Origin of the sequence: Acerihabitans sp., assembly GCF_036398755.1 — a bacterium.
GTDB lineage: Bacteria > Pseudomonadota > Gammaproteobacteria > Enterobacterales > Enterobacteriaceae > Acerihabitans.
On sequence record NZ_DASWOM010000094.1, the window covers coordinates 1 to 26,971 of the forward strand.

Sequence of the window (26,971 nt, forward strand, 5' to 3'; positions counted from 1 at the left end):
GATAGGATCCGCCATCGAAATAGGTTAACCATTCTGGGATGTAACAGGCACAACTAAAAGCAGATCATGCAGCCATACAAACATATGTACAGCATAAACATACCTATTTAACATTGAATATCGAGAATTGTGCACTCGGCATTTGGCATTCGGCATTTGGCATTTGGCATTTGGCATTTGGCATTCGGCATTTGGCATTTGGCATTTGGCATTTGGCATTCAAAATTAGGCAGTAGGCAGTAGGCAGTAGGCAGTAGGTAGTAGGTAGTGAGCAGTGAACAATGAACATTCAGCCTGCAGCCATTAGCAGAAATTATTAGTGATATTTTCCCCGGCAAGTGCATACCGCTCCTAACTTAAAAAATCCCGGTTTCCCAGCAGGCGATGGTGTTGACCTTGTGCCGGCATAGAGTGCGCCGGCAGAGCGCATCGCGGCTGGATGAGCCGCCGGGAGCGGCGAAAGGACGGGTTGCGCAGGGAGCGCATCCCGTTCGGTCCAAAGCTGTGATGCGTGATGCCGGGGACCGCGCAGCGGCGCACGACCTGCCGGACGCGCGGAGGTCAAGGAGGGTGGCGCGGTCCACCCTCCTTGTCGCTTGCCGGCACCCGGCACTACATATAGCAACCGAATGCCTGGCAAGCGAAATCCTCGCCGAGGCATCATAAACCCTACCGTAAGCCGCAAGCCGCAAGCGCCTCCCCGCCGAGGCATAATAAAAATCTTTCCGCAAGCCGCTAGCGAAATCCTCACCAAAGCTGACTTTTTTCCCACAGCTGCCTAGTCGCGTTGCGCCAGCCATTCCCGCGCGAACTCAAACAATGTCCCGGCCAACGGCGTCGCCCGTCCGGCTTGCGTGATGACAATCGCGCTCTGGCGCTTCATCGGCGGCAGGCTTATCAGGACCGAACGCAGGTCCGGCGTCATCCCCGGCAATAAATGCCCACTCGGCATCACCCCACAGCCCAGGCCGGCAAAAATACCCTGCAACAGCTGGAAAATCGATGCGCTCTCGAGCCGGATATGAGGATGTAATCCGCCGGCGCGAAAATGCTCATCCAGATAACGCCGGAAATAACGACTTGGCTCGGCCAAACATAAAGGCAACGCCGCCACTTCGGCGAGTGTCAGGCCGCCGCCCCCGGCCAATTGCGGAAAATAGTGCGGATGAAACACCAGTTCAACGCCGCGATCGGCAATGACGGCCACCTGGTAACGCAGCTCCGCCAGCAGCTCAAGCTCAAAAAAGCCGATACCGATATCCACGCTATGATTGGTCAGCGCCTCCAGCAATGGGTCGGCGCTCAGCACCGACACCTGGAAGTCCAGCGCGGGGTATTTTTGACGCGCATCATAAAGCAGCCGCGCCAGCGGAATACCGCACTGAGGTACGATGCCGATACGCAACGTTCCCGACAGGCCCTGTTTCAGGGACTCCACGTCCAACTTCAGACCCTGGTATACCGACACGATTTCCCGCGCCCAGGCCAGCACCCGTTCCCCTTCGGCGGTAAATCCCTGGAAAGAGTTGCCGCGATGGATCAGGGCCAGGCCCAATTCCCGCTCCAGATTTTTCAAACGGGCGGAAAGCGTGGGCTGGCTGACGAAACTGGCCTCGGCGGCGCGGCCGAAATGGCGTTCACGCTCAAGGTTACATAAATAGATAAGCTGTTTGATATCCATAGATTCTGACTGGGGGGAAGGCAGGAAAACAGTATAACATCATCGCGCCGCGCCGGATGCCATGCCGTTACGGCCCCGACGGCGGCGCGCCCGGCGCCCTCATACCGGGCCGGCCGTCAGGCGCTGACCCCAAGCGTGGTCTTCACATCCTGGGCGATTTTTTCCACCTGCGGTCCATAAATAACCTGGACATCGTTCTCGCTGACGCGCTTCACGCCGCTGGCGCCGGTCAGCATCAGGGTACGGTCAATCACCAGCCGCATATCCTTCACCCGCACGCGCAGGCGGGTAAAACAGCAGTCGACATCGGCGATATTCGGCTGCCCGCCCAGGCCGGTAATAATATTTTCGGCGCGCTGGCCGGCGGTAACCGGCTTACGCGCCGGTTCTTCCGCCTCCTCGGCCTCGCGACCCGGGGTTTCCACCCTGAATCGCAAGATAACCAGGCGAAAGAGATAATAATAGAGCGGGAAATAGATCACGCCCAGCATCACCGGATACCACCAATGGGTTTTGGCTCCGCCCAGCATGCCGAATACCACCAGGTCGATGGCGCCGCCCTGCACATTGCCGATCATTACCTGCAGCACGTCCATCAGCATAAACGACAGGCCGCTGAGCGCGGCGTGCAGCAGGTACAGCAGCGGCGACACAAAGACAAAGCAAAATTCCAGCGGCTCGGTAATGCCGGTGGTAAACGACGCCAGCATCCCGGCCATCATCAGCGCCTTGACCCGTGTTTTATGTTCGGGCCGGGCGCAGTGGTACATGGCCAGGGCCGCCCCTGGCAGACCGAACATCATCACCGGGATCTTGCCCTGCGCCAGAAAACGCGTGGCGTCGCGCACCACCTGATCGCTGAGCAGCCCGGGATGGGTCAGCGACGTATTGAAAATATTCAGCGCGCCGACGATGGTCTGGTTATCCACCGTCGTCATGCCGCCGATGGGGGTAAAGCGCACGGTTTCATTAAGAATATGATGCAGGCCGGTCGGGATCAGCAGACGTTCGCCGAAACCATATAAAAACATCCCGTACTGGCCGCTCTTGCCGATCAGCTGGCCAATCCAGGCAATGGCCGCGCCCACGCCCGGCCAGACAAACGACAGGCCAAGCCCCACCAGCGGCAGCACCACTACCGTCACGATGGGAACGAACCGACGGCCGCCAAAAAAACCGATCGCCGTCGGCAGCTCCTGGGTATAAAAACGATTGTGCAATGCCACGGTGACAAGACCGGCAATCACGCCGCCCAGGACGCTCATGTTATAGGTGAAAATACCCAGCATCGGGATAAATTCGGCGGAATAGACCAGCGCCGCGTTTTGGCTCATGCCGTGCGCGGTTAACGCCGCCACCTGGGTGGTGGCGGCGGTGAGTCCCTGGGCCGCCAGGCTGGCGCTGACCCCGACGTGCATGGCGATAAACCCAATCACGGCGGCAAAGGCCGCGGTGGGTTTTTCAGCCTTGGCCAGGCCAATGGCGCAGGCCACCGCGAAAAACAGCGGCAGATTGGCGAACACCGCGCCCGCCACCTGACGGATAAACCCGATCACCAACTGGGGATAATGCAGGTTGGCAAACGCCTCGCCGGTGACCGCCGGGTTCTGCATCGCCGCCGCCAGGCCGAGAAAAATACCGGCGGCGGCGATGACCGAAATCGGCATCATTAACGCTTTGCCAAAACCATGGATTTTGCTGGCCAGCTCTTTCATTGCGTTATTCTCGTTTTATCTGCCCGAGATTAATTATGCGTTAACCTGCAAAACAGTCAGGCCACGAGCGGATCCGATAGCCGGAATTTAGATCGGGATCACAAATAACCCCCCGCCGCGCCATAGCCGCGCTCTATCCTGCGATAACCCTATTCAATTAGACGCACTATCACAAACTGATTAAACTTAACCTTAATTGAGCAAGGCGTTAAAGATTATTTAACATTCGATCGGCATCGTTCACCTGCGAATAACCATAATGAAATTTAAACCTGCGATAAAACCCTATACCGGCGCCGCCGGCGGCTGGGGTTCACTTGAAGCCACCACCCGCTATGTGATTGACAGTAAACAAGCGTTCAAAAATATCCGTAATCTGCTGCGGGTCAATAAATCCAAAGGGTTCGATTGCCCCGGCTGCGCCTGGGGCGACGACAATACCAGCACCTTCAGCTTTTGTGAAAACGGCGCCAAAGCGGTCAGTTGGGAAGCCACCCGCAAAGGGATCGACGCGGCATTTTTTGCCCAGCACAGCGTCAGCACCCTGTATGGGCAAAGCGATTATTTTCTTGAATACCAGGGCCGGCTTACCCAGCCGTTGCGTTACGATGCCCGGACCGATCGTTATGCGCCGGTAAGCTGGGACGACGCCTTTGCCCTGATAGCCCGCCATTTGCGCGGCCTGGACCATCCCGATCGGCTGGAGCTGTACACCTCTGGCCGCGCCAGCAATGAAGCCTCCTATCTGTACCAATTGTTCGGCCGCATGTTCGGCACCAATAACTTTCCCGACTGTTCCAATATGTGCCACGAAGCCAGCGGCACCGGCCTGAAACAAAGCATCGGCGTCGGTAAAGGCACCATCCACCTCAATGACTTCGAGCAGGCGGACGCCATTTTCGTCTTTGGCCAGAATCCGGGCACCAACCATCCGCGCATGCTCCACAGCCTGCGCCATGCCGCCGATCGCGGCGCCAGCATCGTCACCTTTAACACCCTGCGCGAGCGCGGGCTGGAGCGTTTTGCCGATCCGCAAAACCCACTGGAGCTGCTGACGCCCAAATCGGGGCGCATCAGCTCGCGCTATTTGCAACCCAACCTGGGCGGCGATATGGCGGCGGTGCGCGGCATGGTCAAGGCCCTGCTGGAAACCCATCGCCAACAGTTGGCCGCCGGCCAGCCCGGCCTGTTCGACGACGCCTTTATCCAGGCGCATACCCAAGGCGTCGAGGACTACCTGGCGGCGGTGGATGCCACGTCCTGGCAACATATCCTCCGTCAGTCCGGCCTGACTGAACAGCAGCTGCGCGAGGCGGCGGACATCTATCGGCGGGCCGAACGGGTGATCTGCACCTGGGCGATGGGCGTGACCCAGCATAAACATTCGGTGGCAATCGTGCGCGAAATAGTCAACCTGCAATTACTGTTCGGCCAGTTGGGCAAGCCGGGCGCCGGGCTGTGTCCGGTACGCGGTCATAGCAATGTGCAGGGCAACCGCACCATGGGCATCGATGAAAAGCCCTCCGCCGCCATGCTCGACAGCCTGGCCGCCCATTTCGGCTTTACGCCGCCGCGCGCGCCGGGGCACAGCACCGTCGAGGCGCTGGAGGCGATGCTGCGCGGCGAAGTCAAGGTACTGATTGCGCTCGGCGGCAACCTGGCGGCGGCGGCGCCCGATACCGCGCGCACCGAGCAGGCGATTCGCCGCTGCGACCTGACGGTGCACATCGCCACCAAGCTGAACCGCAGCCATTTGATAACCGGCGCCGACGCGCTGATCCTGCCGACGCTTGGCCGCACCGAACGCGATATGCAGGCCACCGGCAGCCAATATGTCACGGTGGAAGACTCCTTTAGCATGGTACATGCGTCGGAAGGGGTAAACCCGCCGATATCAGACCTGCAACGTTCGGAAACCGCCATCGTCGCCGGCATCGCCGACGCGGTGCTGGGCCGGGATAGGCTCGACTGGCCGCGGCTGGCCGGGGATTACAATCTGATCCGCGATCATATCGAGGCCACCCTGCCCGGCTTTGCCGATTTCAACCGCCGCTGCGAGCAACCGGGCGGCTTTTACCTGGGCAACGCCGCCGCCGGGCTGCGTTTCAACACCCCCGACGGCAAGGCGCATTTCAGCGCCGCCGCGCTGCCTGAAACGCTGTTCCCGCAGATTGCCGGCCAGACGGTGCCCTTTACGTTGCAAACCCTGCGCTCCCATGACCAGTACAACACCACCATCTACGGCATGGACGATCGCTATCGCGGCGTTTACGGCCAGCGGGACGTGGTGTTTGTCAACGCGGACGACCTGGCGGACCTCGGGTTGGCCGACGGCGACCGGGTGGATATCGAAACCTTGTGGCATGACGGCGTCAGCCGCAGGGTCAGCGGATTCAAGGCGATAAGCTATGATATTCCGCGCGGCAACCTGGCCGCCTATTATCCCGAAACCAATCCGCTGGTGCCGCTGTCCAGTTTTGGCGACGGAACCCATACGCCCACCTCCAAGTCGGTACCGGTGCGCCTGGCGCGCAGTCGGGTGGTCGCCGACGCGCGCATCATCTAGTCATTTTTTCTCCGCCCAACCCGCCCGCCGCCCGCGCGGGCGGCTTTTTTCACCGGCAATCGGGTGGTTATACTTGCCGCCGCCTGCCGATTCGCGTAAAACTGTCTGCCGTTATTGAAGCCTTTTTACACTCTTATTTCTGGACATTATGTTTCAAGATAACCCGCTGCTCGCACAGCTAAAACAGCAACTTCACTCTCAGACGCCGCGTGTCGAAGGCGTGGTCAAAGGTACTGAGAAAGGGTTTGGCTTCCTTGAAGTCGATGCGCAAAAAAGCTATTTCATTCCGCCGCCGTTCATGAAAAAAGTCATGCACGGCGATCGGATCACCGCCACGGTGCGCTCGGAAAAAGACCGGGAAATCGTCGAGCCTGAAGAACTGGTGGAGCCGTTCCTGTCGCGCTTTGTCGGCCGCGTCCAGCTTAAGGACGACCGCCTGACGATTGTGCCTAACCATCCGCTGATCCGTGAAATCATTCCCTGCCGGCCGGTGCGCAACGTAGAGCATAATTTCCAGACCGGCGATTGGGCGGTGGCTGAAATGCGCCGTCATCCGCTCAAGGGCGACCGGCAGTTTTATGCCGAGATAACGCAGTTGGTGACCGTCGGCGACGACCATTTCGCACCCTGGTGGGTGACTCTCGCCCGGCATAACCTGGAGCGCGAGGCGCCGCCGATGCCCGCGGGGCTGGTACTGGGCGACGACAACCTGCCGCGCGAGGATTTAACCGCGCTGGACTTCATTACCCTTGACAGCGCCAGCACCGAAGATATGGATGACGCGCTGTACGTCGAGGCGGGAGATGGCGACGCGCTGGTGATGACCATCGCCATTGCCGACCCGACCGCGTACGTCGAGGCCGATAGCAAGCTCGACCTGATCGCCCGTGAACGCGCCTTTACCAATTACCTGCCGGGCTTTAATATCCCGATGCTGCCGCGCGACCTGTCGGATAACCTGTGCTCCCTGCGCCCCAATGAGCGCCGCCCCGCCCTGGCCTGTCGTGTCACCGTCAATGACGACGGCTCGCTCGGCGGCGAACCGCGCTTTTTTGCCGCCTGGATTGAATCCAAGGCCAAGCTGGCCTATGACGATGTTTCCGACTGGCTGGAAACGCAAGGCAACAGCGCCTGGCAACCCGCCACCCCGGCCATCGCCGGACAGATCCATTTATTGCAGCGCGCCTGCCAGTCACGCGCCGCCTGGCGCCAGGCGCACGCGCTGGTCTTCAAGGATCGTCCCGATTATCGCTTTGTGCTCGATGATAAAGGCGACGTGCTGTCGATCCAGACTGAGCCCCGGCGCATCGCCAACCGCATGGTGGAGGAAGCGATGATCGCCGCCAACGTCTGCGCCGCGCAGGTGCTGCGCGACGGCCTGGGCTTTGGTGTCTATAACGTCCATAACGGTTTTGACGAAACGCTGGTGGACCAGGCGGTGGCCATTCTCGCCGCCAATGACGTCGAGGCCGACGCCGCCACCCTGCTGACGCTGCCGGGCTTTTGCGACCTGCGCCGCCGGCTGGACGCCATGCCGACCTCCTATCTTGACAGCCGCGTGCGCCGTTTCCAGACCTATGCTGAAATCAGCACCGAGCCCGGCCCGCACTTCGGCCTGGGACTGGACGCCTACGCCACCTGGACCTCGCCTATCCGTAAATACGGCGATATGATTAACCATCGCCTGCTGAAGGCGTTGATAAGCCAGGGGAACGCCACGCGCCCAGCGGAAGAGATTACGGTGCAGATGTCCGAACGGCGCCGGTTAAACCGCATGGCGGAACGCGACGTGGGCGATTGGCTATATGCCCGCTACCTGAAGGATAAAGCCGGCAGCGATACCCGCTATAGCGCTGAGATCATAGATGTTTCGCGCGGCGGCATGCGCGTGCGGCTTATTGAGAATGGCGCGGTGGCGTTTATACCGGCGCCGTTTATCCACAGCGTGCGCGATGAACTGGTGTGCAGCCAGGAAACCGGCACCGTGCAGGTCAAGGGCGAAGAGCGCTATCGCCAGGGAGACACCATCGAGGTGACGGTGGCGGAAGTGCGCCAGGAAACCCGTTCGGTGATTGCCCGCCCCGTTTAAGATCCTGAACGCCCAAGGGAGGCTTGCGCCTCCCTTAAGGGAATCATCAACAGGCTGAGGTGGGTGTCTGAAATTACACTTCAGCGCTCCAGCCATGAACTGCGGGAGCTATCCAGCCACCGCTTCCTTTATTTTCCGGCTTCCAGGCACCCAGGGGTCCCTCTATATGACCAAAAATGCCGCTGTTGATCAATTTTCTGGTACTGTGAAACCCGTTTATGCTGTCGTTCTGAATTTTATCAATGATAAAAGGATCATGCTTTTCATCGAAGAGAAACGAGCGAATTAAAGCCGGGCCGGTAAAACTTAATGTCCCGGTGTATCTGACCAGCGGGCGCTCCCGTTTAAGCCCCCACATGACATCATTCATTTCCACGTTTTCATTGAACAAGTTTTTTTTGAATTGACTTAACGCTTCCAGGCTCTTTATTTTTTCTGAATTTCTCAAAAGCGCTAGTGTATCAAATTTTCCTGATTTTTTTAACTGAATAGCCGTTCTTGATATCTCCATCCTCTTGACATGGTTGGTGAGAAATTCAACCCCTGAATTATGGCTCCACTCCTCCTTAAAATAATCCTCATGTTTTTTACCATCCGGTCCAAAGGTAAACCGTTTGCCCTGATAGGCAGCAATAATGGCGTTTAAAAGAAAATCAACATCCCGGGAATCGGCAAGGGCAGCAATGACGTTATTATTTATATCAAAAGCGTCACCGCCATCGGATAGTTTTTTCAAATCCACTTTGAAGAGTGATTCAACCGCTGGCTGATTATTTTCATTTTCGATCAATATATCACCCAAAGGTTCGTTCAATGCGATGTCGACATCCATATAGATACCGCCGTAATCCTTCAGTACCGACAATCGCAAAATATCAGATGCCGCCGCGTAATTGTTATAAGGCGTATCCGCGCACTCTCTTTGTATTGCGGCTTCCAGCTGATAGGGCGCGGTGGGGAGCAAGATGTCCACCCGCTTGAAAAACGCTGATGTAACGCCGCTGTCGACCAGCTGTGACTGCGTCTGCGCGGGATTGTCCACCCATAGCATAAGCGTATAATCAGGATTTAACGCCGCATTGTTCACGATGTTCGTTATGGCTTCACACGGCAGGGATTTATAGCCCAACCAGATATGATGGATAATCTTGGGAATGATAAAGCATAGCGGATTTTCGCTAAGGTCAAGCACCGGCAGCGGACGTTCTGACGTGGGTTTTTTCCTTAGGAGATTATTAGCCAAATTGACTTTTTCCAATAGCGAATCTGGCGCCATGACGGGGAAATGTCTAATCTTGTTATGGCTGGCATCAAGTATTTTTAAACTGTCCGGAAGCGAGGGCAACGTTTCCAGGGCATTGTTACTGATATTCAACTCTTCTATATGCGGCGGCAAAATGGGAAGGCTACTTAAATTATAACCGCTTAAATTCAGTAAAACCTTTCCGGTATCAACGCTGTCTTTTATTAATACGGCCGCGATATCCCGGCATTCCCCGCGGCCGGATTGAACTTCGCTTATCCACCGGCTCAGCGTCTTATCATAATCAACCATCTGGCTATTTTCAGTGTTTTTATGTTGTGGTGTAAAAACACAGTTCATGACATGCAACAAATCAAACCTCTGTCTATCCATTAAAGACAAGAATAAAAAAATGGAAAGCCTGTTAAACGACAGGCTTTCCTTTTATCGGCTAACACTCACAGCGGATTGCCATGCTACCTGAGATGTAAATGAGCACCCGGCTTTCGCGCAAAAATGTGCGCGAAATAATAACAAACTCCTGCCGAAAAACTTTAATGGAACATAAACAGCATGGCCTAAAGCCGTCTTGCGGGTGTCCTCACGCCGCGCTTCATCCGCGCGGCGGTAAGGGTTGTGAGAGGCTGGTCTGCCGGTGCATGCGGCTATCGCCGGATCACACCCTCAGCCTATCCCTGGTTTTTATCCGCCCATGCACGCAAAAGCCCCCGCAGGCGGGGGCTTTTGCTTACCACTAAACATCGTTGGCTTTATCTTTCGGCGGCGCGTGATTTTAGCGCGGCCTGTTCTTCATCCATCAGGCTGACATGCCCTTTTCTCACCCGCTTGGAATACAGCGCGGTGATAATCGGCACCAGGATGGAGGTGACAATCACCGAGGTGGCCACCAGGGCGGTCGCCGCCGGCGCCATCGGCTTAAAGGCCGGCACCATTTCGGCAATCAGCACCGGCGTGGCCACCGCGGCCCCGGCGGAGCTGGACGCGGCAATGCCCGCGGTACCGTCGCCGCCGCCGATAAACTTATCGGCCAGGATCAGCGGAATACCGGTGATGATGATAACCGCAATACCGAGCAGCACGCCCAGCAGGCCGGTTTGCGCGATGACGTTCAGGTTAATGGTATTGCCGAGCGCGAAGGCGAAGAACGGGATCAGCGTCTGCACCGCCTTGCTGAAGAACTCGCGCAGTTCCGGATCCAGGTTGCCCAGGGCGAAGCCAATCAGGAACGGCAGCACCGCGCCGACAAACACATGCGGTTCAAAAGAAGCGATTCCGGCGGTGCCCAAAATAATCATGGTCATCAAAGGGCCGGATTCCAGCGACATCAGCACAAATGCCCCGGACTCTTCCTTGGAGCCGTATTGCTGCATAATGGAGGCGTACAGCCCACCGTTGGTCATATCCATGGAGGCGACCAGCGCCAGGGTGGACAAACCGGCGAAAAAACCCATTTCCACGCCGTTTACCGGCAAAAAACGCGAAGCCACCGCGGCGACCACCCAGGCAACGGCGATTTTCGTCACCACCAGCGTGCCGGATTTGCGTAATACCATACCGGTTGCGCTGAGCTTGATTGACGCTCCCATACAGAAAAACCAGACCGCCAGGATAGGCACGGTGCCGGAAATCAGACCGTTGGTAAAAGAACCGAAATATTTACCCGCATCAGGGGCAAAAGTATGACAAAGCGCGCCGATAAATAACGGCACCAGCATCATACCACCGGGGATTTTGTCAATTGCACGTTTGATTTGCATCGTGATTCCACCTAAGTTCGAAGTATTCCCATGAGTCGTAGGGCGCCGTTCCGTGGCCTTGCCCCGTTCATTGACGGGGTCGGTTGAGCGATAAAGTAACCGGTTACATCCAGTAATACAGTGATCTGGAGCATGAAATGAAACAATGTTTCTTTTTTTAAATAAGATCATTTTATTTGAATGGATACATGGTTTCATTTTGAGATGGAGATCACATTTTTGCCACGGGTTTTTAAAAACCAGACCCTGGGGGGAAATAGAATGACGGGGAAAGAGGTGCCGGACGAGACTATCTATATTGAACAATCATGAAATTTGTATCTGTTAAAACTCACCCCCCGCCGGGTCAACGGCGCGCGGCGCGCCGGCGGCAAAGCGGGGGTTGATTGCGGACTATTGCCCGTAATAGGCATGCTTGCCATGTTTTCGCAGGTAATGCTTATCCAGTAATTCCGGCTGCATGGCGGGCAGCTGCGGCGTCAACTGGCGTGAGAATATGCCCATGTAAGCTACCTCTTCCAACACCACGGCATTGTGCACCGCCGTATCGGCGTCCTTGCCCCAGGCGAACGGGCCATGGGAATTGACCAGCACGGCCGGTATGGCGGTGGGTTCGATACCGCGCGCTGCAAAGGTTTCGACAATTACCCGGCCGGTTTCCCATTCATAGCGACCCTGGATTTCCGCCTCGGTCATTAAACGGGTACAGGGAATGTCGCCGTAAAAATAATCCGCATGGGTGGTGCCCCAGGCGGGAATATCCAGGCCCGCCTGCGCCCAGATGGTGGCATGGCGGGAGTGGGTGTGGACGATGCCGCCGATGCCGGCGAACGCCAGGTAAAGCACCCGGTGGGTATCGGTATCCGATGACGGTTTTTTGCCGCCCTCTACCACGCGTCCGGTCTCCAGTTCCACCACCACCATATCGTCGCGGGTCATCTCTTCATAACCGACGCCGGAAGGTTTGATGACCATCAGGCCCTGTTCGCGATCGACCGCGCTGACATTGCCCCAGGTGAAGGTGACCAGATGATGGCGCGGCAACGCCAGGTTGGCCGTGAGCACCTGTTGTTTTAATTCGTTAAGCATTGTGTTGTCCTCGGGAACGCCATGAGGACATTGTCCCGGCAGCGGGACGCGACCGGTATGGTCAAAACGGCTGAAGATCCGGTTGTCTTCTGCTATCGAGCCGTTTTAGCGTGCCGCAACCGATCCGCTGCGGGAGGTAAAAATCGTTTAAGATTTTATTTAGCGCAAAACAAGCTAAACAACCGAGTCGGTACTATAATAATTACTTATTATTGAACGTATGGAGAAGTTGACGATGACGAAAAATTCAACAAAACGTATTGCCGCCACGGTGTTAGCGGTAACCCTCGCCTTGTCGCTGAGTTCATGCTCGAATTGGTCCAAACGGGACCGTAACACCGCCATTGGCGCCGGCGCGGGCGCCGTGGGCGGCGCGGTGCTGACCAACGGCAGCGGTCTGGGCACCGTCGGCGGCGCGGCGGTCGGTGGTATTATCGGCCATCAGGTCCATTAAGCAAAAAAGCGTTAACAGTATTGCAGTTTTCCCGCCAGGGCTGGCATGTCCGGCGGGAACGGTCACCTTTCAATCCCGGACCTGGCGGCAACGGCATGTGACACAGCGCCCGGTGTCCCATCCCGACCCTTCTTAGCCTCCGGCCAGTTTGACCTTAAGCCCCTTCGCTTCCAGCAACTGCTTTAATAACTCCCGTTTATCGCCCTGAATCTCGATGATCCCCTGTTTTACCGAGCCGCCGCAGCCGCATTTTTTCTTCAGCTCGGCCGCCAGCACGCCCAGGGCGGCGTCATCGCCCGAAAGCCCGGTGATAAGGCAAACGCCTTTGCCTTTCCTGCCGCTGGTCTGGCGCTGGATGCGGACGATGCCGTCCCCCGAGGGGCGCGCGGCGGGCAGCGGCTTCTCGTCGATGCGACCGCTGTCGGTGGAGTAGACCAATCGGCTATTGTCGTCCATCAGGCCTGCCCCGTTTGCAACTGATGAACAATGGCCTGCAACGCGGCGGCCGGGTCGGCGGCCTGGGTGATGGGCCGGCCGATCACCATGAAATCCACCCCGGCGCGCTGGGCCTGCAGCGGCGTCATGACGCGGCGCTGATCGCCGGCCTCGCTGCCCTGCGGCCTTATGCCCGGCGTCACCAGGCGGAAATCGCGGCCAAAGCGCATTTTCAACGCCTGCGCCTCCATGGCTGAACATACCACGCCGTCCAGTTCACAGCGTTGCGCCAATCCGGCCAGGAGCGCGGCATACTGCGCCGCGCTATGAGGTATGCCCAGGCCCGCCAGATCCTCATCGGCCATGCTGGTCAGCACCGTTACCGCGATAAGCAGCGGCGCCCGCGCGCCATAGGGGATCAGCGCCTCTTTGGCGGCGGTCATCATGCGCTCGCCGCCGCTGGCGTGGACATTCACCATCCAGACGCCCAGGTCGGCCGCCGCCGCCACGGCCTTGGCCACGGTGTTGGGAATATCATGGAATTTCAGGTCGAGAAATATATCAAATCCCCGGCCGCGCAGTTCACGCACCAGCTCGGGACCAAACAGGGTAAACATTTCTTTGCCGATCTTAAGCCGGCAGTCCCGTGGGGAAACCCGGTCGGCGAAGGTGAGCGCCTGGGCGCGGTCGGCATAATCCAGCGCGACGATAACCGGCGAGGGCCATGGCTGCGGGCGGGTGGATAAAAGATCGCTTGTCATGTCAAAAACCTTAAATAATGGCGTATCGGGCAGCCTTGATTTATGGCGATATGTTACCTGCCGCGGCGGCAAATGCCTAGTCCGGCGAGACCGGCCTATTGCTCGTCGAGGCCGCGAATCGGCTTGATGGAGGCCCAGGACTTGCAGGAGGGACAATGCCAGTAAAGGCTGTGCGAGGTAAAACCGCATTTAATGCAGCGATAGCGGGGTTTGGTGCGGATCTGCTCGCCGACCATATCGCGCAGGACCTGCAGGCTCTCCTTGGCCCGGCCGTCTTCCGCCTCGTTAAGGTGGAAATCCATTAACCGGTGGAACATGCGCATGGTGGGATGCTGGCGCAGCTGCTGGTTGATATAGACCTGGGTGACCTCGGTGCCGTCGTTTTGCTCGATGACGTCGGCCAGCAGCAGCTCCGCCGCCGCGCCGGTATTGAGTTCGACGCAGCGCCGCAGGAAATCGGCCCAGGCCTGCGGCTCTTTCAGATGCTGGTAGCAGCTCTGGAGGATCGGCAGGGTTTCGCTGACCATTTCTTTATCCTGATCCAGCACCCGCTGCAAAACCGCCACCGCCGCGGGGTAATCTTCCCGCGCCATAAAAATCCGCGCCATCATGATGGATACCCGCGCACAGTTTTTATCGGCCGCCGCGCCTTTTTTCAACAGCGTCATGGCTTTATCCAGATCGTCGCTGCCCATGGCCTGCAGGGCCAGTTCGCAATAAAAATGGGCAATCTCGATTCGGCGATGCTCCTTGCCGAGCTTAACCAGCTTTTCCGCCATGTCTATGGCTTTGGTCCATTCGCTGGTGGCCTGGTAGATTTGCAGCAGTTGCTGCAAGGCGCCGGCACGGAAATCGTCTTCATCGACAAGCTGGACGAACATTTCCTCGGCGCGATCGTAAAATCCCGCCGCCATGTAATCGCGCCCCAGCTGCTGGATGGCCAGCAGGCGCTGTTCGAAGCTCAGGGCGGTGCTTTCCATCAGCGCCTGGTGGATACGGATAGCGCGATCCACCTCTCCGCGCGAGCGGAACAGATTGCCCAGCGTCAGGTGGGCCTCCACGGCGTTGCTGTCTTCCTTGAGCATGTCCAGGAACAGGTCCACCGCCTTGTCCTGCTGGTTGGACAGCAGGAAATTGACCCCGGCGACATATTCGCGCGACAGGCGGTTGGCATCCTGTTGTTTATCCTGCTGCGCGCTCCTGCGCCCCATGTACCAGCCGTACGCGGCCGCCACGGGCAACAACAGAAACAGCAGCTCTAACATAACCGGTTATTCCTTACCGGCGGCGGGTACGGTCGTGGCGATATCCGCGCCGCCGGCGGGGTCCGGCCGCTGCTCCAGGCGCTTGATTTTGCGCTCGGCGCGCAGCAGGGCCAGGCGCACCCGCAGGTAAAACAGGCCGCATATCACCCAACCGAGGATAAAGCCGATGGCGAACAGTACCGTCAGCAACGTCGATACCCGGTATTGTCCCTGCGCCAGTAAATAGTTAAAGGTAACAACCTGATCGTTATGGGCTCCAAAGGTGAAGGAAATGATGAAAATCACCAGAACCAGCAAAAATATCAGAACATATTTCACATGTATTCCCGCAAACAGCGTTATTCGGATGGGCCGCGTCCATAAACCGGCACCAAGATGGTATAAATTAGCATTTCCCGCGTTGCGAAGGAAATGCTGTAGGCAACATAACGTCATTATCTGCTGCCGAAGGCGGCGCAAACCGCCCGCCCCGGCCCGATTCATCAGGCCCCTGTAAAGACTATAGGCGCCGCCGGCAGAAAACCCAACCGCAACGCCATGCGCGGCTTGTTATTTATTCAGTTATGCATAAAAATGTAGTCATAAAACGTATCCGTTAGGGAAGGTCGCATGTCCAGGCAAGACGAACAGCGCTTATTGGTTAAAATTGCGACGCTTTACTATACCGATAATAAAAAACAGGCGGACATTGCCGCCGCCCTCCACCTGTCGCAATCCTTCGTGTCCCGCGCCATCACCCGCTGCATCAAGGAAGGCGTGGTAAAAATCAGCGTGGTGCAGCCGCCGAATATGTTTATGGGCCTGGAATCGGCCATCCAGCAGCGTTACGGCATCGACCAGGCCATCGTGGTGGATGTGGCCGATGCCGCCGGGGCGCAGCAAATCAAGCAGGCCATCGGTTCCGCCGCGGCGCATTATATGCAGACCAGCATCCGCCCGGACGATCTGGTGGGCATTTCGTCGTGGAGCAGCACGCTGCGTGAAATGGTGGATAACCTGCACCCGCTGGCGGTCAAGGCCAGCGGGGTCATCCAGCTGCTGGGCGGCGTCGGCCCCAACGGCAACGTCCAGGCCACTTTGCTGACCCAGCTGTTGGCCGATCAGCTCAACTGCAAGGCCTACCTGCTGCCGGCGCAAAGCATCGAGCGCTCGGTGGAGGACCGGATGCGGCTTATCAACAGCAGCGAGGTGGCGGAAGTTGTGGCCAAGTTCAGCGAGGTGGACGTGGCGCTGGTCGGCATCGGCGCCCTGGAACCGTCGCAGTTGCTGATGAATTCCGGCAATTACTACCACGAAAAGATGCTGCGACTGCTGGCGGCGCGCGGCGCGGTGGGCGATATCTGCCTGCATTATTTCAATGCCCGGGGCGAGGCGGTGCTGGCGGATGACGAAGATCCGGTCATCGGCATGCCGCTGCCGCAGGTCAGGCAGTGCTCGCGGGTGGTGGCGCTGGCCGGCGGCCAGGAAAAGGTGGCGGCGATCAAAGGCGCGCTGGAAGGACGGTATATCGATGTGCTGATAACCGATCGCCTGGTGGCGGAACAACTGGTATAGCCAGCTTTCGCGCCATTTCCCCACGGCATTCATCGCAATGAAAAGGGGTTTTCCCGTGCCGGGCAAGGCCGCTCTTCCAGAGACCATTCTGGTCTGACCCGATTGTGCTGCGCAAGGCGCCGAGCCGTCTTACGTTTGAGAAGACAACACGCCTGAATGTGTGTAAATATTCCCGGTAACTTTCTGTTGTGGTACCGCGGCCATGCTTACTGTTCCCTTTCCTGTGATTACCTTATTCGCTCTGCTGTTCTTGCTTGTGATGGTTCTGTTCCCTAAAAAACAGCGCCACAGCGGCACACTGCGTTTTCTTGTCGCCTGCATAGTCCTTCTTTGCGTAAGTACGCTGCGCTGGGAATATCATTCAGCCGTGCTGAGAAATATCCAGTCAGGGCTGGCGCTGCTTTTGCCGCCTGTTGCCTGGCACAGTTTCATCTCAATGACCGAAATCAACAGACAGCGCCACCTGATATTGTTGTTCGTTCCTGCAACCATCGCTTTTTTTATCAGGATATTCTGGCCGCCGGCGACAGATTTTATCCTGTTTGTGTTATATGCCGGGTATGGGTGCAGCTTGTTTCGTATGGCATGGCAGGGAGAGCATCGCTTCGCGCTGAGCCGACTGGGAGAGTCATCGCATACCACCAGGATGGCCTTTTTCGCCGGCGGCTTTCTGTGCATTTCCGCGCTGACGGATCTTGCGGTGACATTAGACTTCAGCATCACGGGTGGTAAACAGGCTCCGGTTATGGTTGTTATTTTTCAGGTCACGCTGCTGCCGCTTATCGGGGCTGCCATCGTCAGCGCAGGAAGGACGGCGGCGATATCCGGTTCGAACACCAGGGAAGAAGCGTCACCTGCACGCGCTGTGTTACCTGCGGGAGAATTGGCGGAAATTTATACCCTGCTGGAGAAACAGGTTCGTGAATCGCAAATCTACCTTAATCCCGATCTCACGCTCAGTCTTCTGGCCGGAAAAACAGGGGTGCCTGCGCGGCAGCTTTCAGGTGCGGTAAATGCTATAAGTCAGTGCAATGTATCGCAGTGGATCAACGGCTTCAGGATTGAACGGGCGATGGAACTGCTGCTAAGCACCCCGATGCCCGTTACGGATATCATGCTGGAGTCTGGATTTATGACTAAATCTAATTTTAACCGCGAATTTCAGCGCGTTGCCGGCGTGTCCCCTACTTTGTTTCGCCAGCGGGCGCGTGATAATCCAGTGACGAGTTCAGAAATGCACTGATCTTACGCACCAGTTCCTGATGGATACCAGGCCTGCTTGCTCCGCTACCGTCCCGGCAGACCACGCCATCGCCGGGTGATTCTTCATTAATAAGCGTTTCAGCCCCGGGCTTGCACAACTGCATGAAACTGAAATGGGTGGCGCCATCAACGATCGCAAATTGTCTCCATTGCGCACGCATTCCGGCAGCAAGGTACTTTGATTCCTGTCCGGCGGGCAGTTGCGCCAGCCTGTCCACCCGGGCCGCGAGGATCAGGACCGGAAGGTCAATATCATGCAGACTCCGAGGGGTAAAACCGGGGGCCAATCCGAGATCGAGGGAAACGACGGCTCTGATTCTTGCATCCCGGTGACTTGCGGATAATTTTTCCTGTGACCGAGCTTCATCGATGCCAAGCTTTGCCGTTAACCTGCAGTCGCCTCGTTGCGGGTGTTGCCGGCAGTCATGCATAAACCGGGCAGGGTCAAAGCGTGCCCCCGCCAGCGACATTACTGTCCATCCGCCAAGAGAATGTCCCAACGCGGCAATCCGGTCTTTGTCCGTTTCCCCGAACAGTCCCGGAGAATGAATCACGGAGTCAATAACCTGAGTAATATCGTGCGGACGCCTCCACAGCATTTTAGCGTCTGCAGGATCCTGATTAAATGTGGAGGTACCTGGATGATCCGGGGCGGCAACAATATATCCCTGCGCCGCCATGGCCGCGGCAATCCAGGACAGATTCCGCCAGTTGCCGTTGTAACCATGTGAAATCACCAGGAGAGGGTGTACTCCAGGTACTGGCGGCGCATCGCGGATAACGGCAACGCCGATGAAAGCGGGATTTTCACCGGCATATTCCGTTATTCCCTTGGAAGAAGCCGGATACCACACTGCCACATTCAGCGCTTCCCCGTTTCGGTCTGACGATTTTATCTGACGAAAGCCCGGGTCTGCTTGCGCCTGTATACAAAACAGCAAAGCAGACCATAAAAGAAACCCTCTGATGAACATCATTAATGACCCTGTTGTGACGAATTGTGCCACCTTTATAGTATGAAGTTCGGCATCAGGGCGCCCCGGAACACGATCGAGGTCGTGAATCATGATTATTATATTACCCTTCCCTAACATCCGGCCATCGCCGGGCATCCCTGCCCGGCCGGTTGTTACTTAGGGTCTGGCATGCCAGTAACACTCTATGCCCAAATATTTGGTAAAGGCTTCATGCAGCACCGCCGCGGTGGCCGAGTGGTTCATGGCCACATGGTGCTCGAAGCCCTGCTCGCAGATATGGCGCAGCAGCGGCTCCATGGCCGGGATCTGCACCACCGCGCGACAGCCCACGGTATCCAGCGGATCGTTCACCACCGTGCCTTCGCCGACATAGGCCCTGACCTGGCCGGTGAAATCATCCGACGACAGGCGGAAATAGGTCAAAGGCCCCGCCTTCATGCGTCCGTGTACCGCGCCGCAGGTATTTTCGCAGCCGACGGTGGTGCCGATGATATCCGCCGTGCCCATGGCCGCGCTCTCCAGGCTTTCGCTTGGGAAGTTGCCGCAGTGGAACAGCACGCATTTATCCTGCTCTTCGCCGAAGTTGTTATTCCAGTCGGCAATGGAGGCGGGAGACAGCGAACAGCTGGCCAGCGCGTACATCGACAGCGCCCCCATCACGTCCACCTCACAGGCGCTGGGCATCAGTTGTCCCGACATGACGCTCATGATGGAACACACGTTAATGCCAAGATTTTCCTGCAGCGAGGTCCAGCACTGGATGGCGGTGGTGTCGATATCATTAGCCTGTACCCATTCGCTTATCACCACGAACAGCTTGGCCATGGTGTGCAGTTTTTCCGGCGGAATGGCGCCGGTATCCGCATTGTCTTTTAGCAGCGCCAGCTTTTCCCCCACCCGCAGGTCGTTATCCGCCAGGTTGCCGACGCGGGTAAAGATTTCTGACAAGTCCAGCGTCTCCACCGATACGTTCATCCGCTCCAGCAATTTCTCGCTGTAGCGCACGGTGTTGAACGCGGCGGGGCGCGCGCCGATGGCGCCGATACGCACGCCCTTCATGGCATGCACCAGCCGGCAAAGCTGGGTGAACTGCCGCAGGTCCTGGGCAAACGCGTCGCCGGCGACGGTACAGACATGTCGTTGGGTCAAGGTAAACGGAATGCCGCACTGGCGCAGGTTGTTGCACAGCGAAATCTTGCCGCAGAAACTGTCGCGCCGGGTGGCCAGCCCCATTTTATCCAGGCTGTCCTGCTCGGCCTGGATCAGCACCGGTACGGTCAGCCCCGACAAGCGGATCGCGTCCGCCACCGCTTTTTCATCGCCGAAGTTGGGCAGCAGCACCACTACGCCTTGGATCTCGTCGCGCCGCTGGCGAAACAGCTGCGCGCAGGCCTTGGCGTCCTGCCAGGTTTCCACCCCGCCCAGCTTGCTCTGGGTTTCGTCCAGCCAGATGATATTGATGCCCAGTCGCTCAAATACCGCCGCCGCGTCGCGACGCGCCTCGGTCACCAGATAGCTGGGGAAAAATCCCCGGTTGCCGACGATCACGGCAAAGGTCAGCTTTTCAATAATTTTTGTCGACATTGCTTTACTCCCGGTAGGGTGGGTCCGGCTGATAACGGGCGCGCGCAACGGCCGTTTGCCAGAGGATATAGTTTTCACGCATCTCCGCGGTCTCGGCGCGCGGTTCGATGTATTCCACTTCACGCGGCAATGCCGCGATATGTTGATTGTCCGGCCACCAGCCCAGCGTCCTGCCCGCCAGATAGGCGGCGCCCAGCGCCGATACCTCGGCGTTCAGGTTGCGGATAAGCCGGCGCTGCAGCAAATCGGCCTGAAACTGCATCAGCCAGCGGTTTTGCGTGGCGCCGCCGTCGACCCTTAGCGCCGGCAGCCGACGCCCGGCGGCGCGCTCCATGGCAAAGAACACATCGGCGACCTGATAGGCAATGGATTCCAGCCCGGCCCGCGCCAGCACTTCAGGGGTGGCGGCATCGGTCAGCCCGCAGATCAGGCCGCGCGCCCGACTGTCCCAATAGGGCGCGCCCAGGCCGGACAGCGCCGGGACAAAAAACACCCCCTGGTTGCCCGCCGGGCTTAAGGCCATTTCGGACAGCCGCGTCAGCGACGTCACGCCGAGCAGTTGCGCCACCCAGGAAAGCCCGGCGCCGGTATGGGTGATATTGCCTTCCAGCGCATAGCGGATTTCGCCGTCATGCCAGGCCAGGGTGGCGCTTAACCCTTTCCCACCGGCGCCGATCTCGTCCACCGCCAGCATCAGGGATGAACCCGTGCCATAGGTCGCCTTGACGTCACCGGCCTGGCTGCCGCCCTGGCCATAAAGCGCGGCGTGGGAATCGCCGATCAACGCGGCGACGGGGATGCCTTCCGCCAGGCCGGGCACCTGTCCGGCGCGGATATGGCCGTGCACCGCCGCCGAGGGTTTCACCTCCGGCAGGCAGGCGGCGGGTATCGAGAAAATCGCCAGCAGCCGTTCATCCCAGCGGCGCTGATGGATATCAAATAACTGGGTGCGGGAGGCGTTGGCGTAATCGGTGCTGAACGACCGGCCGCCGGTCAGCTGCCAGTTCAGCCAGGCGTCCACCGTGCCGACGCACAGCTCGCCCAGCGCGGCGCGCTCCACGCCCCGCGGCAGCGACGCCAGCATGCCGCGGATTTTCGCGGCGGGAAACAGCGGGTCGATAGGCAGTCCGGTGAGCTGGTAAATCAGCGCCGCGTGTTCGCTTTGGGCCAGCTCGCGGCAGAAATCCTGCGAGCGCCGGCATTGCCAGCTTACCACCGGCGTCATGGGAAGCCCGGTGGCCCGTTCCCAAATCAGTACCGACTCACGTTGATTACTGACCGCCACCGCACTCACCCGCGCGTCGGGCACCTGCGCCAGACAGGCCTCCACCGCCTGGCGGACCGCCAGCCAGATGGCCATGGGATCCTGCTCGGCCCAGCCCGGACGGGGATGATAAAGCGCCAGGGGAACCGCCGCCTTGGCGAGAATTCCCCCCTGGCGATCCACGGCTATCGCCTTGGCGTTAGTGGTGCCCTCGTCGATGGCGAGGATTATCGGCGTCGGCATCGTCAGGCTCCCCGGCACGCGCGCAGGGCGGCGCGCACCACCCCCGCGGCGTCAAAACCGTGATGGGCGCGCATCGCCGCGCGATCCGCCGCAATGGCGTACTCGCCGTCGCCAATACCCAGCCGCACCAGCGGAATGGCGCAGCCCGCCTCGGCCAGCACCTCCGCCACCAGGCTGCCGAGGCCGCCGTTGATATTATGTTCTTCCAGGGTAATCACCCGCCGACTCTCCTTTAGCACCGCCAGGAGCTGGCGAGTATCGCACGGACGAATCGAGGATACGTTGACCACCGCGGCAGAAACGCCCTGCTCCGCCAACAGCCCGGCGGCCTCCACCGCTTCATGCGTCGTCGACCCCATGGCCACCAGCGCCACATCGCCGCCGTGTTGCAGCACGTCGATTTGCCCCGGGATAAACCGGTAAGCGGCATCGTGCAGCGCGGGCAGCGCCTTGCCGTCAAGGCGGACATACACCGGCCCGACATAGGACAGGGCATAATCGACCATCTGCCGGCACTCCTCGGGGGAGGCCGGCGCGAAAATCTGGATATTGCCGAAGCCGCGCAATACCGCGATATCATCAATACTATGATGGGTACTGGCCAGCGGCCCGTAGCTGGCGCCGGCGTTAAGGCCAAACAGCTTTACATTGCAATTGTTGTAACAGACATCGATTTTCACCTGCTCATTGGCTCGGGAAATCAGGAACGGCGCGGCGTTGCAGGTCACGGCGATTTTACCGCCGATGGACAGTCCCACCGCGGTGCCCACCATGGTCTGTTCGGCGATGCCGACGTTGACGATGCGATCGGGAAAACGGGCGATAAACGGCCCTATCTTGGCGGTAGAGGTGGAATCCGCCAGCACCGGCACCACGTCCATGCCGTTATCCACCGCCTTGATCAGTTGCTCCACCATCACGCTTGCCAAATGTTCTGCATTACTCATCTTTCAATTCCTCCAGCGCCTGGGTGATTTCATCACCTTTGAATACGCGGTGATGCCATTCGGCCCGTCCCTGCGTAAAAGAGATGCCCGCGCCCTTTTCGGTATTGGCGATGACCACGTTGGGCTTGCCGTTGGCCGGCAGGTTTTCCAGGGTCGCCACCACGGACTGCATATCGTTGCCGGCGCATTCGGTGACGTTCAGCCCGAATGCCAGCCACTTGTCCGCCAGGGGATCGGTGTTCATGATCGCGCGCGTCAGGCCCGCCAGCTGCAGCTTGTTTTTATCATTGATGATAACCAGGTTATCCAGGCCGTAGTGGGCGGCCACCAGCGCCGCTTCCCAGTTGCTGCCCTCGGCCAGCTCGCCATCGCCGGTCAGCGTGAACACCTTTCTGGCGCTATGGTCGCGTTTGGCCGCCAGGGCGATGCCGACGGCCACCGGCAGACCGTGGCCGAGCGCGCCGGTATTAAACTCGATGCCCGGGGTTTTATGGCGCACCGGGTGGCCGGGCAAATGGGAATTGGCGTGCTGGTATGTCGGCAGCCAATCGGTGGGGAAATAACCGGCCTCGGCCAGCGTGCAGTAATAACCACCGACGCCGTGACCCTTGGACTGGATATAAATATCCCTTGCCGGGTCGTCCAGCCTGTCGGGCGCGCAGTTCAGCACGCGGAAATACAGCGCGGTCAGGATTTCCACCTCGGAGAGGTCGGCGCCGGTATGGCCGCCTGCCGGACTGCCGGCGTTCAGCGCTACGATACGGCGGCGAATTTGACGCGCCTTGTTGACCAGTTCATCAACGGATAATGAAAAGGGGTTCATCACATTACCTCTCTTTCGCCAGCGGCGAATTTTTACGCATAAAAGAATATTTATTCAAGTAGGCCAAAAAAAACGATCCCCCGCCGGTCGCGCCGGCGCAGCGTTATTCCGGCGCGCCCTCTTTAACGATTTTTTGCGAAACAATGGCCGCCTTGCGCTGCATGCGGTTTTGCATCTGATCGATAATCACCGCCACGATAATCACCATGCCTTTGATGACCATCTGCCAGAATTCACTTACCCCCATCATCACCAGGCCGTCGGCCAGGATGCCGATGACGAAGGCGCCGATCAGGGTACCCACGATGGTGCCGCGCCCACCGGCCAGCGAGGTGCCGCCCAGGACCACCGCCGCGATGGCGTTCATTTCAAACGCGGTGCCGGTGGCGGGATGGCTGGCCACCAGCTGCGAGGACACCACAATGCCCGCCACGGCGGCGCACAGGCCGGAAATGGTGTACACCCAGACCTTGACCTGCTTGACCTTTATGCCGGACAGCTCGGCGGCGCGTTCGTTATAGCCGATGGCGTAGACATGGCGGCCGAACGGCAGGCGGCGGGCGATATAGGCAATCGCCAGCGCCAGCGCGAACATCATCCAGATGCTGTAGGGCACGCCGAACAGCGACCCGGCGCCGATATAGTCAAACCCGGTGTTGCCCAGGCGCGGGTTGCCGTCGAGGCCCGGAAAGGTTTCGCCGTTGGACAGCAGCATCGCCGCGCCGCGCACGATATACATGGTGCCCAGGGTGCAGATAAAGGGCGCGACGTTGTAACGGGTGATAATCCAGCCGTTAATGGCGCCGATAAGCCCGCCCAGAACCAGCACCGCCGGCACGATGACCCAGACGCTGGGAAAAATGGCGATGCCGAACATCGGCAATACGATGCCCTGGGTCAGCATCCAGCCGGCGAACATGCCGCACAGGCCGAGGGTGGCGCCGATGGACAGGTCGATGCCGGCGGTGATGATGACGAAGGTGATGCCGAGCGCCAGGAAGGCGTTAATCGAGATGTGTTTCATCATGATGATGATGCTGCCGGTTTCGAGGAATCCCGGCACCGTGGTGGTAAAAAACCCCAGGATCAGGAACAACGCGATAAAGGTGCGCAGTTTAAGCAGCATCAGCAGCATATTTTCGCGTGAGCGAAAACGCCGGGCGCCCGTCAGGGGCGTTAATGTCACGGTGTTGGTTGCTTTCATTTCAAAACCCTTTTGCACTCGCCGAGACCAATGCCGATTCCTGGGCCGATTGACGTTCGACATTGGCCGTCAATTTACCGTTCGACATCACCAGAATACGGTCGGAGACCGCCATGATTTCTTTAAGATCCGAGGTGGAGAACAAAATGCCGATGCCTTTCTCCGACAGCGCCACCATCATCTCGAACACATCCGCCTTGGCGCCCACGTCGATCCCCCGGGTCGGTTCGTCGAGCAGCAGCAGTTTCGGATTGGTCAGCAGCGATCGTCCGATGACCACCTTTTGCTGGTTGCCGCCGCTCAGCGCCTGGATTTCCACGTCCGGCGACGAGACTTTAATCGACAGGCTGCCGATGGTGCTGGCCACCGCCTGCTGCTCCTGCAGGCGCATGATGCTGAATCCGTGCTGCAGCCGGCGCCACAGGCTGGCGATGGTCAGGTTGACCGCCACGCTTGAGGCCGGGAAAATACCGGTCTTTTTACGATCCTCCGGCACCAGGCTCATGCCGAGCCTGATACGGTTGGCGGTGGACATGCGCGACGACACCGGCAAATCCCCCAGCCAGATCTTGCCCAGGTACTGTCTTTCGGTGCCGAGCAGGCATTCAAACAGCTCGGTGCGCCCGGCGCCCATCAGGCCATAAATACCGACGATTTCGCCGGCGCGCACGCTGAAGGACACATCGTTGACCACCGGATGTCCGGCATCGTTGACGCTGGTGATATGATCGGCCTGCAGCACCGGCAGGCCAAAGGTGCGGCCCGGCTTGAGAAATGTTGTGACAGGGTCACCGCCCAGCATTTCCCGCACTATCCAGGGTACGTCTATCTCGCTGACCACCGCCTCGGCCTGGTAACGCCCGTCGCGCAGTATGGTAATGTAATCGCCAATGGCCATCAGCTCTTCCAGCCGGTGGGAAATGTAGATAACCGTCACCCCCTGGCGCGTCAGATCGCGGATCACCCTGAACAGCACGTTCACTTCGGTTTTGCTTAACGCCGAGGTGGGTTCGTCGAGGATCAGGATATCCGCCTGTTCCGCCAGCGCCTTGGCGATTTCCACCATCTGCTGCTGGCCGACCTTTAAGTTGGCCACCAGTTCACGCGGCGAGATGGGCTGATCCAGCCGGGACATCAACTCGGCGGCGATGCGCTCCTGCCCGGCCTGATCGATGGGCCACAAACCCTGCTGGCGCTCGCGGCCGAGGAAAATATTTTCCGCCACGTTCAGGTTTTCGGACAGGTTCAGCTCCTGGTGCACCATACCGATGCCTTTAGCCGCCGCGTCGCGGGTATTACTGAAGCTTACCGGCTCGCCGTTGAGCAGCATCTGGCCGGAGGTCGGCTGCTGCACGCCGGCCAGCACGTTCATCAGGGTCGATTTACCGGCGCCGTTCTCGCCGATGATCACATTCACTTTGCCGCGATAAACGTTGTAGTCCACGTTATCCAGCGCCAGCGTGCCGGGATAGAGCATGGTAATGCCCTTGGCGCGCAGGATGATATCCGGTGTCGCGGTCATTGCGCCGCCCCCCGTTTGATTTCCAGCGCCACGGCATCGTCAATGCTGCCCGCGCGCAGGGTTACCGCCGCCAGCACGTCCACCGTCTGGCCCACCCAGCCGGCATCCAGCGCCGGCAGGCCGCTTAACGCCTGTTTATTGAGCGCCTTGGCCACCTGGGCGAATTGCACCTGGTTTTTGAAATCCTCAAAGCGCAGAAACCCGGCGGCGTCACGCACGGCGTTGCCTTTGATAATCGGCCCCAGCTGCACGCTGACCGGCTCACCGTTAACGCTAAGCGTTAGCCTGCGTTCCAGCCCGTCGGCATCCACCGCGCTCACCTTGCCGCTGAATCGGGTATAAACGCTTTTGCCGTCGACCCCTTTAATCTGCCCCTGCGCCTGCTTGAGCGCAGCCCAGTCAAGCGCGTTGGCGCGCGCGGCGGGCAACACTTTCGGCGTCCAGAACGCCTGCGCGATTTGCGCCGGCGTCTGGTTGGAATAGTCCGGCCCGGCCGACGGATCGACGGGGATAA

The 26,971-nt window shown here is 58.8% G+C and carries 22 protein-coding genes; 5 read left to right on the forward strand and 17 right to left on the reverse strand.

Going from position 1 to position 26,971, the window contains the following annotated elements:
* Nucleotides 1-778 precede the first annotated feature (778 nt).
* Together VGC33_RS16180 and VGC33_RS16185 are read right to left on the reverse strand one after the other, a co-directional pair.
* The gene (locus tag VGC33_RS16180) at nt 779-1,681 is read right to left on the reverse strand and encodes a LysR family transcriptional regulator (RefSeq protein ID WP_331121800.1); all 903 of its coding nucleotides are present in this window, start codon (nt 1,679-1,681) and stop codon (nt 779-781) included.
* Between the two features lie 116 nt (nt 1,682-1,797).
* Nucleotides 1,798-3,396, reverse strand: a complete 1,599-nt coding sequence (locus tag VGC33_RS16185; protein WP_331121801.1) for a PTS transporter subunit EIIC — start codon at nt 3,394-3,396, stop codon at nt 1,798-1,800.
* Between the two features lie 259 nt (nt 3,397-3,655).
* Between VGC33_RS16185 and VGC33_RS16190 the strand changes: the two genes are divergently transcribed.
* Together VGC33_RS16190 and VGC33_RS16195 are read left to right on the forward strand one after the other, a co-directional pair.
* Nucleotides 3,656-5,962: an FdhF/YdeP family oxidoreductase gene (locus tag VGC33_RS16190; protein ID WP_331121802.1), complete on the forward strand. Its 2,307-nt coding sequence runs from the start codon at nt 3,656-3,658 to the stop codon at nt 5,960-5,962.
* Between the two features lie 148 nt (nt 5,963-6,110).
* Nucleotides 6,111-8,051 carry an exoribonuclease II gene (locus VGC33_RS16195; protein ID WP_331121803.1) on the forward strand — a complete coding sequence of 647 codons (1,941 nt, stop codon included), beginning with the start codon at nt 6,111-6,113 and terminating at the stop codon, nt 8,049-8,051.
* A 73-nt stretch (nt 8,052-8,124) separates the two neighbouring features.
* Here the strand turns inward: VGC33_RS16195 and VGC33_RS16200 are convergent, their stop codons facing one another.
* The 3 genes from VGC33_RS16200 to araD form a co-directional block, all read right to left on the reverse strand.
* Complete coding sequence (locus VGC33_RS16200) at nt 8,125-9,606, reverse strand: glycosyltransferase family 32 protein (protein WP_331121804.1); 1,482 nt, start codon at nt 9,604-9,606, stop codon at nt 8,125-8,127.
* 458 nt (nt 9,607-10,064) lie between these two features.
* Nucleotides 10,065-11,072, reverse strand: a complete 1,008-nt coding sequence (gene kdgT, locus VGC33_RS16205; protein ID WP_331121805.1) for a 2-keto-3-deoxygluconate transporter — start codon at nt 11,070-11,072, stop codon at nt 10,065-10,067.
* Between the two features lie 393 nt (nt 11,073-11,465).
* Nucleotides 11,466-12,161, reverse strand: coding sequence for an L-ribulose-5-phosphate 4-epimerase (gene araD / locus VGC33_RS16210; RefSeq protein WP_331121806.1), 696 nt, complete (start codon nt 12,159-12,161; stop codon nt 11,466-11,468).
* Between the two features lie 235 nt (nt 12,162-12,396).
* Here araD and osmB point away from each other — a divergent pair, with 235 nt between their 5' ends.
* On the forward strand, nt 12,397-12,615 hold the full coding sequence (gene osmB, locus VGC33_RS16215) for an osmotically-inducible lipoprotein OsmB (protein WP_331121807.1): 219 nt from the start codon (nt 12,397-12,399) through the stop codon (nt 12,613-12,615).
* 132 nt (nt 12,616-12,747) lie between these two features.
* Here the strand turns inward: osmB and yciH are convergent, their stop codons facing one another.
* The 4 genes from yciH to VGC33_RS16235 form a co-directional block, all read right to left on the reverse strand.
* Nucleotides 12,748-13,074 (reverse strand): stress response translation initiation inhibitor YciH, encoded by a 327-nt coding sequence (gene yciH, locus VGC33_RS16220; protein ID WP_331121820.1) that lies wholly within the window; start codon nt 13,072-13,074, stop codon nt 12,748-12,750.
* Complete coding sequence (pyrF, locus tag VGC33_RS16225; protein ID WP_331121808.1) at nt 13,071-13,811, reverse strand: orotidine-5'-phosphate decarboxylase; 741 nt, start codon at nt 13,809-13,811, stop codon at nt 13,071-13,073. The genes yciH and pyrF overlap by 4 nt, the downstream gene beginning before the upstream one ends.
* Nucleotides 13,812-13,906: 95 nt before the next feature.
* On the reverse strand, nt 13,907-15,076 hold the full coding sequence (gene lapB, locus VGC33_RS16230) for a lipopolysaccharide assembly protein LapB (protein ID WP_331121809.1): 1,170 nt from the start codon (nt 15,074-15,076) through the stop codon (nt 13,907-13,909).
* Between the two features lie 6 nt (nt 15,077-15,082).
* Nucleotides 15,083-15,394, reverse strand: a complete 312-nt coding sequence (locus tag VGC33_RS16235; RefSeq protein ID WP_331121810.1) for a LapA family protein — start codon at nt 15,392-15,394, stop codon at nt 15,083-15,085.
* Between the two features lie 291 nt (nt 15,395-15,685).
* Between VGC33_RS16235 and VGC33_RS16240 the strand changes: the two genes are divergently transcribed.
* Both VGC33_RS16240 and VGC33_RS16245 read left to right on the forward strand, forming a co-directional pair.
* A complete protein-coding gene (locus tag VGC33_RS16240; protein WP_331121811.1) occupies nt 15,686-16,630 on the forward strand; it encodes a sugar-binding transcriptional regulator in 945 nt (314 codons plus the stop codon).
* A gap of 202 nt (nt 16,631-16,832) precedes the next feature.
* Nucleotides 16,833-17,873, forward strand: a complete 1,041-nt coding sequence (locus VGC33_RS16245; RefSeq protein ID WP_331121812.1) for a helix-turn-helix domain-containing protein — start codon at nt 16,833-16,835, stop codon at nt 17,871-17,873.
* Here the strand turns inward: VGC33_RS16245 and VGC33_RS16250 are convergent.
* The 8 genes from VGC33_RS16250 to VGC33_RS16285 all read right to left on the reverse strand — a co-directional run.
* A complete protein-coding gene (locus VGC33_RS16250; protein ID WP_414636946.1) occupies nt 17,815-18,870 on the reverse strand; it encodes an alpha/beta hydrolase family protein in 1,056 nt (351 codons plus the stop codon). The genes VGC33_RS16245 and VGC33_RS16250 overlap by 59 nt on opposite strands.
* A 156-nt stretch (nt 18,871-19,026) precedes the next feature.
* Entirely contained in the window at nt 19,027-20,454 is a 1,428-nt protein-coding gene (locus tag VGC33_RS16255; protein ID WP_331121813.1) for an L-fucose/L-arabinose isomerase family protein, read from the reverse strand.
* Nucleotides 20,455-20,458: 4 nt separating this feature from the next.
* A complete protein-coding gene (locus VGC33_RS16260) occupies nt 20,459-21,961 on the reverse strand; it encodes an FGGY family carbohydrate kinase (RefSeq protein WP_331121814.1) in 1,503 nt (500 codons plus the stop codon).
* A gap of 2 nt (nt 21,962-21,963) precedes the next feature.
* Nucleotides 21,964-22,908: a transketolase family protein gene (locus tag VGC33_RS16265; RefSeq protein WP_331121815.1), complete on the reverse strand. Its 945-nt coding sequence runs from the start codon at nt 22,906-22,908 to the stop codon at nt 21,964-21,966.
* On the reverse strand, nt 22,901-23,731 hold the full coding sequence (locus VGC33_RS16270) for a transketolase (protein ID WP_331121816.1): 831 nt from the start codon (nt 23,729-23,731) through the stop codon (nt 22,901-22,903). The genes VGC33_RS16265 and VGC33_RS16270 overlap by 8 nt, the downstream gene beginning before the upstream one ends.
* Before the next feature lie 103 nt (nt 23,732-23,834).
* The gene (locus VGC33_RS16275; protein WP_331121817.1) at nt 23,835-24,935 is read right to left on the reverse strand and encodes an ABC transporter permease; all 1,101 of its coding nucleotides are present in this window, start codon (nt 24,933-24,935) and stop codon (nt 23,835-23,837) included.
* 1 nt (nt 24,936) lies between these two features.
* A complete protein-coding gene (locus VGC33_RS16280) occupies nt 24,937-26,457 on the reverse strand; it encodes a sugar ABC transporter ATP-binding protein (protein ID WP_331121818.1) in 1,521 nt (506 codons plus the stop codon).
* Nucleotides 26,454-26,971, reverse strand: a 518-nt coding sequence (locus VGC33_RS16285; RefSeq protein WP_331121819.1) for a DUF2291 family protein, incomplete at its 5' end; no start/stop codon positions are given. The genes VGC33_RS16285 and VGC33_RS16280, both read right to left, overlap by 4 nt.

Coding starts and splice junctions, on each gene's coding strand:
- VGC33_RS16190 (WP_331121802.1), top strand. CDS start 3,656: ATGAAATTTAAACCTGCGATAAAACCCTATACCGGCGCCGCCGGCGGC.
- VGC33_RS16280 (WP_331121818.1), bottom strand. CDS start 26,457: ATGACCGCGACACCGGATATCATCCTGCGCGCCAAGGGCATTACCATG.
- kdgT (WP_331121805.1), bottom strand. CDS start 11,072: ATGCAAATCAAACGTGCAATTGACAAAATCCCCGGTGGTATGATGCTG.
- VGC33_RS16270 (WP_331121816.1), bottom strand. CDS start 23,731: ATGAACCCCTTTTCATTATCCGTTGATGAACTGGTCAACAAGGCGCGT.
- VGC33_RS16200 (WP_331121804.1), bottom strand. CDS start 9,606: ATGGTTGATTATGATAAGACGCTGAGCCGGTGGATAAGCGAAGTTCAA.
- araD (WP_331121806.1), bottom strand. CDS start 12,161: ATGCTTAACGAATTAAAACAACAGGTGCTCACGGCCAACCTGGCGTTG.
- pyrF (WP_331121808.1), bottom strand. CDS start 13,811: ATGACAAGCGATCTTTTATCCACCCGCCCGCAGCCATGGCCCTCGCCG.
- VGC33_RS16250 (WP_414636946.1), bottom strand. CDS start 18,870: ATGATGTTCATCAGAGGGTTTCTTTTATGGTCTGCTTTGCTGTTTTGT.
- VGC33_RS16255 (WP_331121813.1), bottom strand. CDS start 20,454: ATGTCGACAAAAATTATTGAAAAGCTGACCTTTGCCGTGATCGTCGGC.
- VGC33_RS16265 (WP_331121815.1), bottom strand. CDS start 22,908: ATGAGTAATGCAGAACATTTGGCAAGCGTGATGGTGGAGCAACTGATC.
- VGC33_RS16185 (WP_331121801.1), bottom strand. CDS start 3,396: ATGAAAGAGCTGGCCAGCAAAATCCATGGTTTTGGCAAAGCGTTAATG.
- VGC33_RS16260 (WP_331121814.1), bottom strand. CDS start 21,961: ATGCCGACGCCGATAATCCTCGCCATCGACGAGGGCACCACTAACGCC.
- VGC33_RS16240 (WP_331121811.1), top strand. CDS start 15,686: ATGTCCAGGCAAGACGAACAGCGCTTATTGGTTAAAATTGCGACGCTT.
- lapB (WP_331121809.1), bottom strand. CDS start 15,076: ATGTTAGAGCTGCTGTTTCTGTTGTTGCCCGTGGCGGCCGCGTACGGC.
- VGC33_RS16180 (WP_331121800.1), bottom strand. CDS start 1,681: ATGGATATCAAACAGCTTATCTATTTATGTAACCTTGAGCGTGAACGC.
- VGC33_RS16195 (WP_331121803.1), top strand. CDS start 6,111: ATGTTTCAAGATAACCCGCTGCTCGCACAGCTAAAACAGCAACTTCAC.
- VGC33_RS16275 (WP_331121817.1), bottom strand. CDS start 24,935: ATGAAAGCAACCAACACCGTGACATTAACGCCCCTGACGGGCGCCCGG.
- VGC33_RS16245 (WP_331121812.1), top strand. CDS start 16,833: ATGCTTACTGTTCCCTTTCCTGTGATTACCTTATTCGCTCTGCTGTTC.
- osmB (WP_331121807.1), top strand. CDS start 12,397: ATGACGAAAAATTCAACAAAACGTATTGCCGCCACGGTGTTAGCGGTA.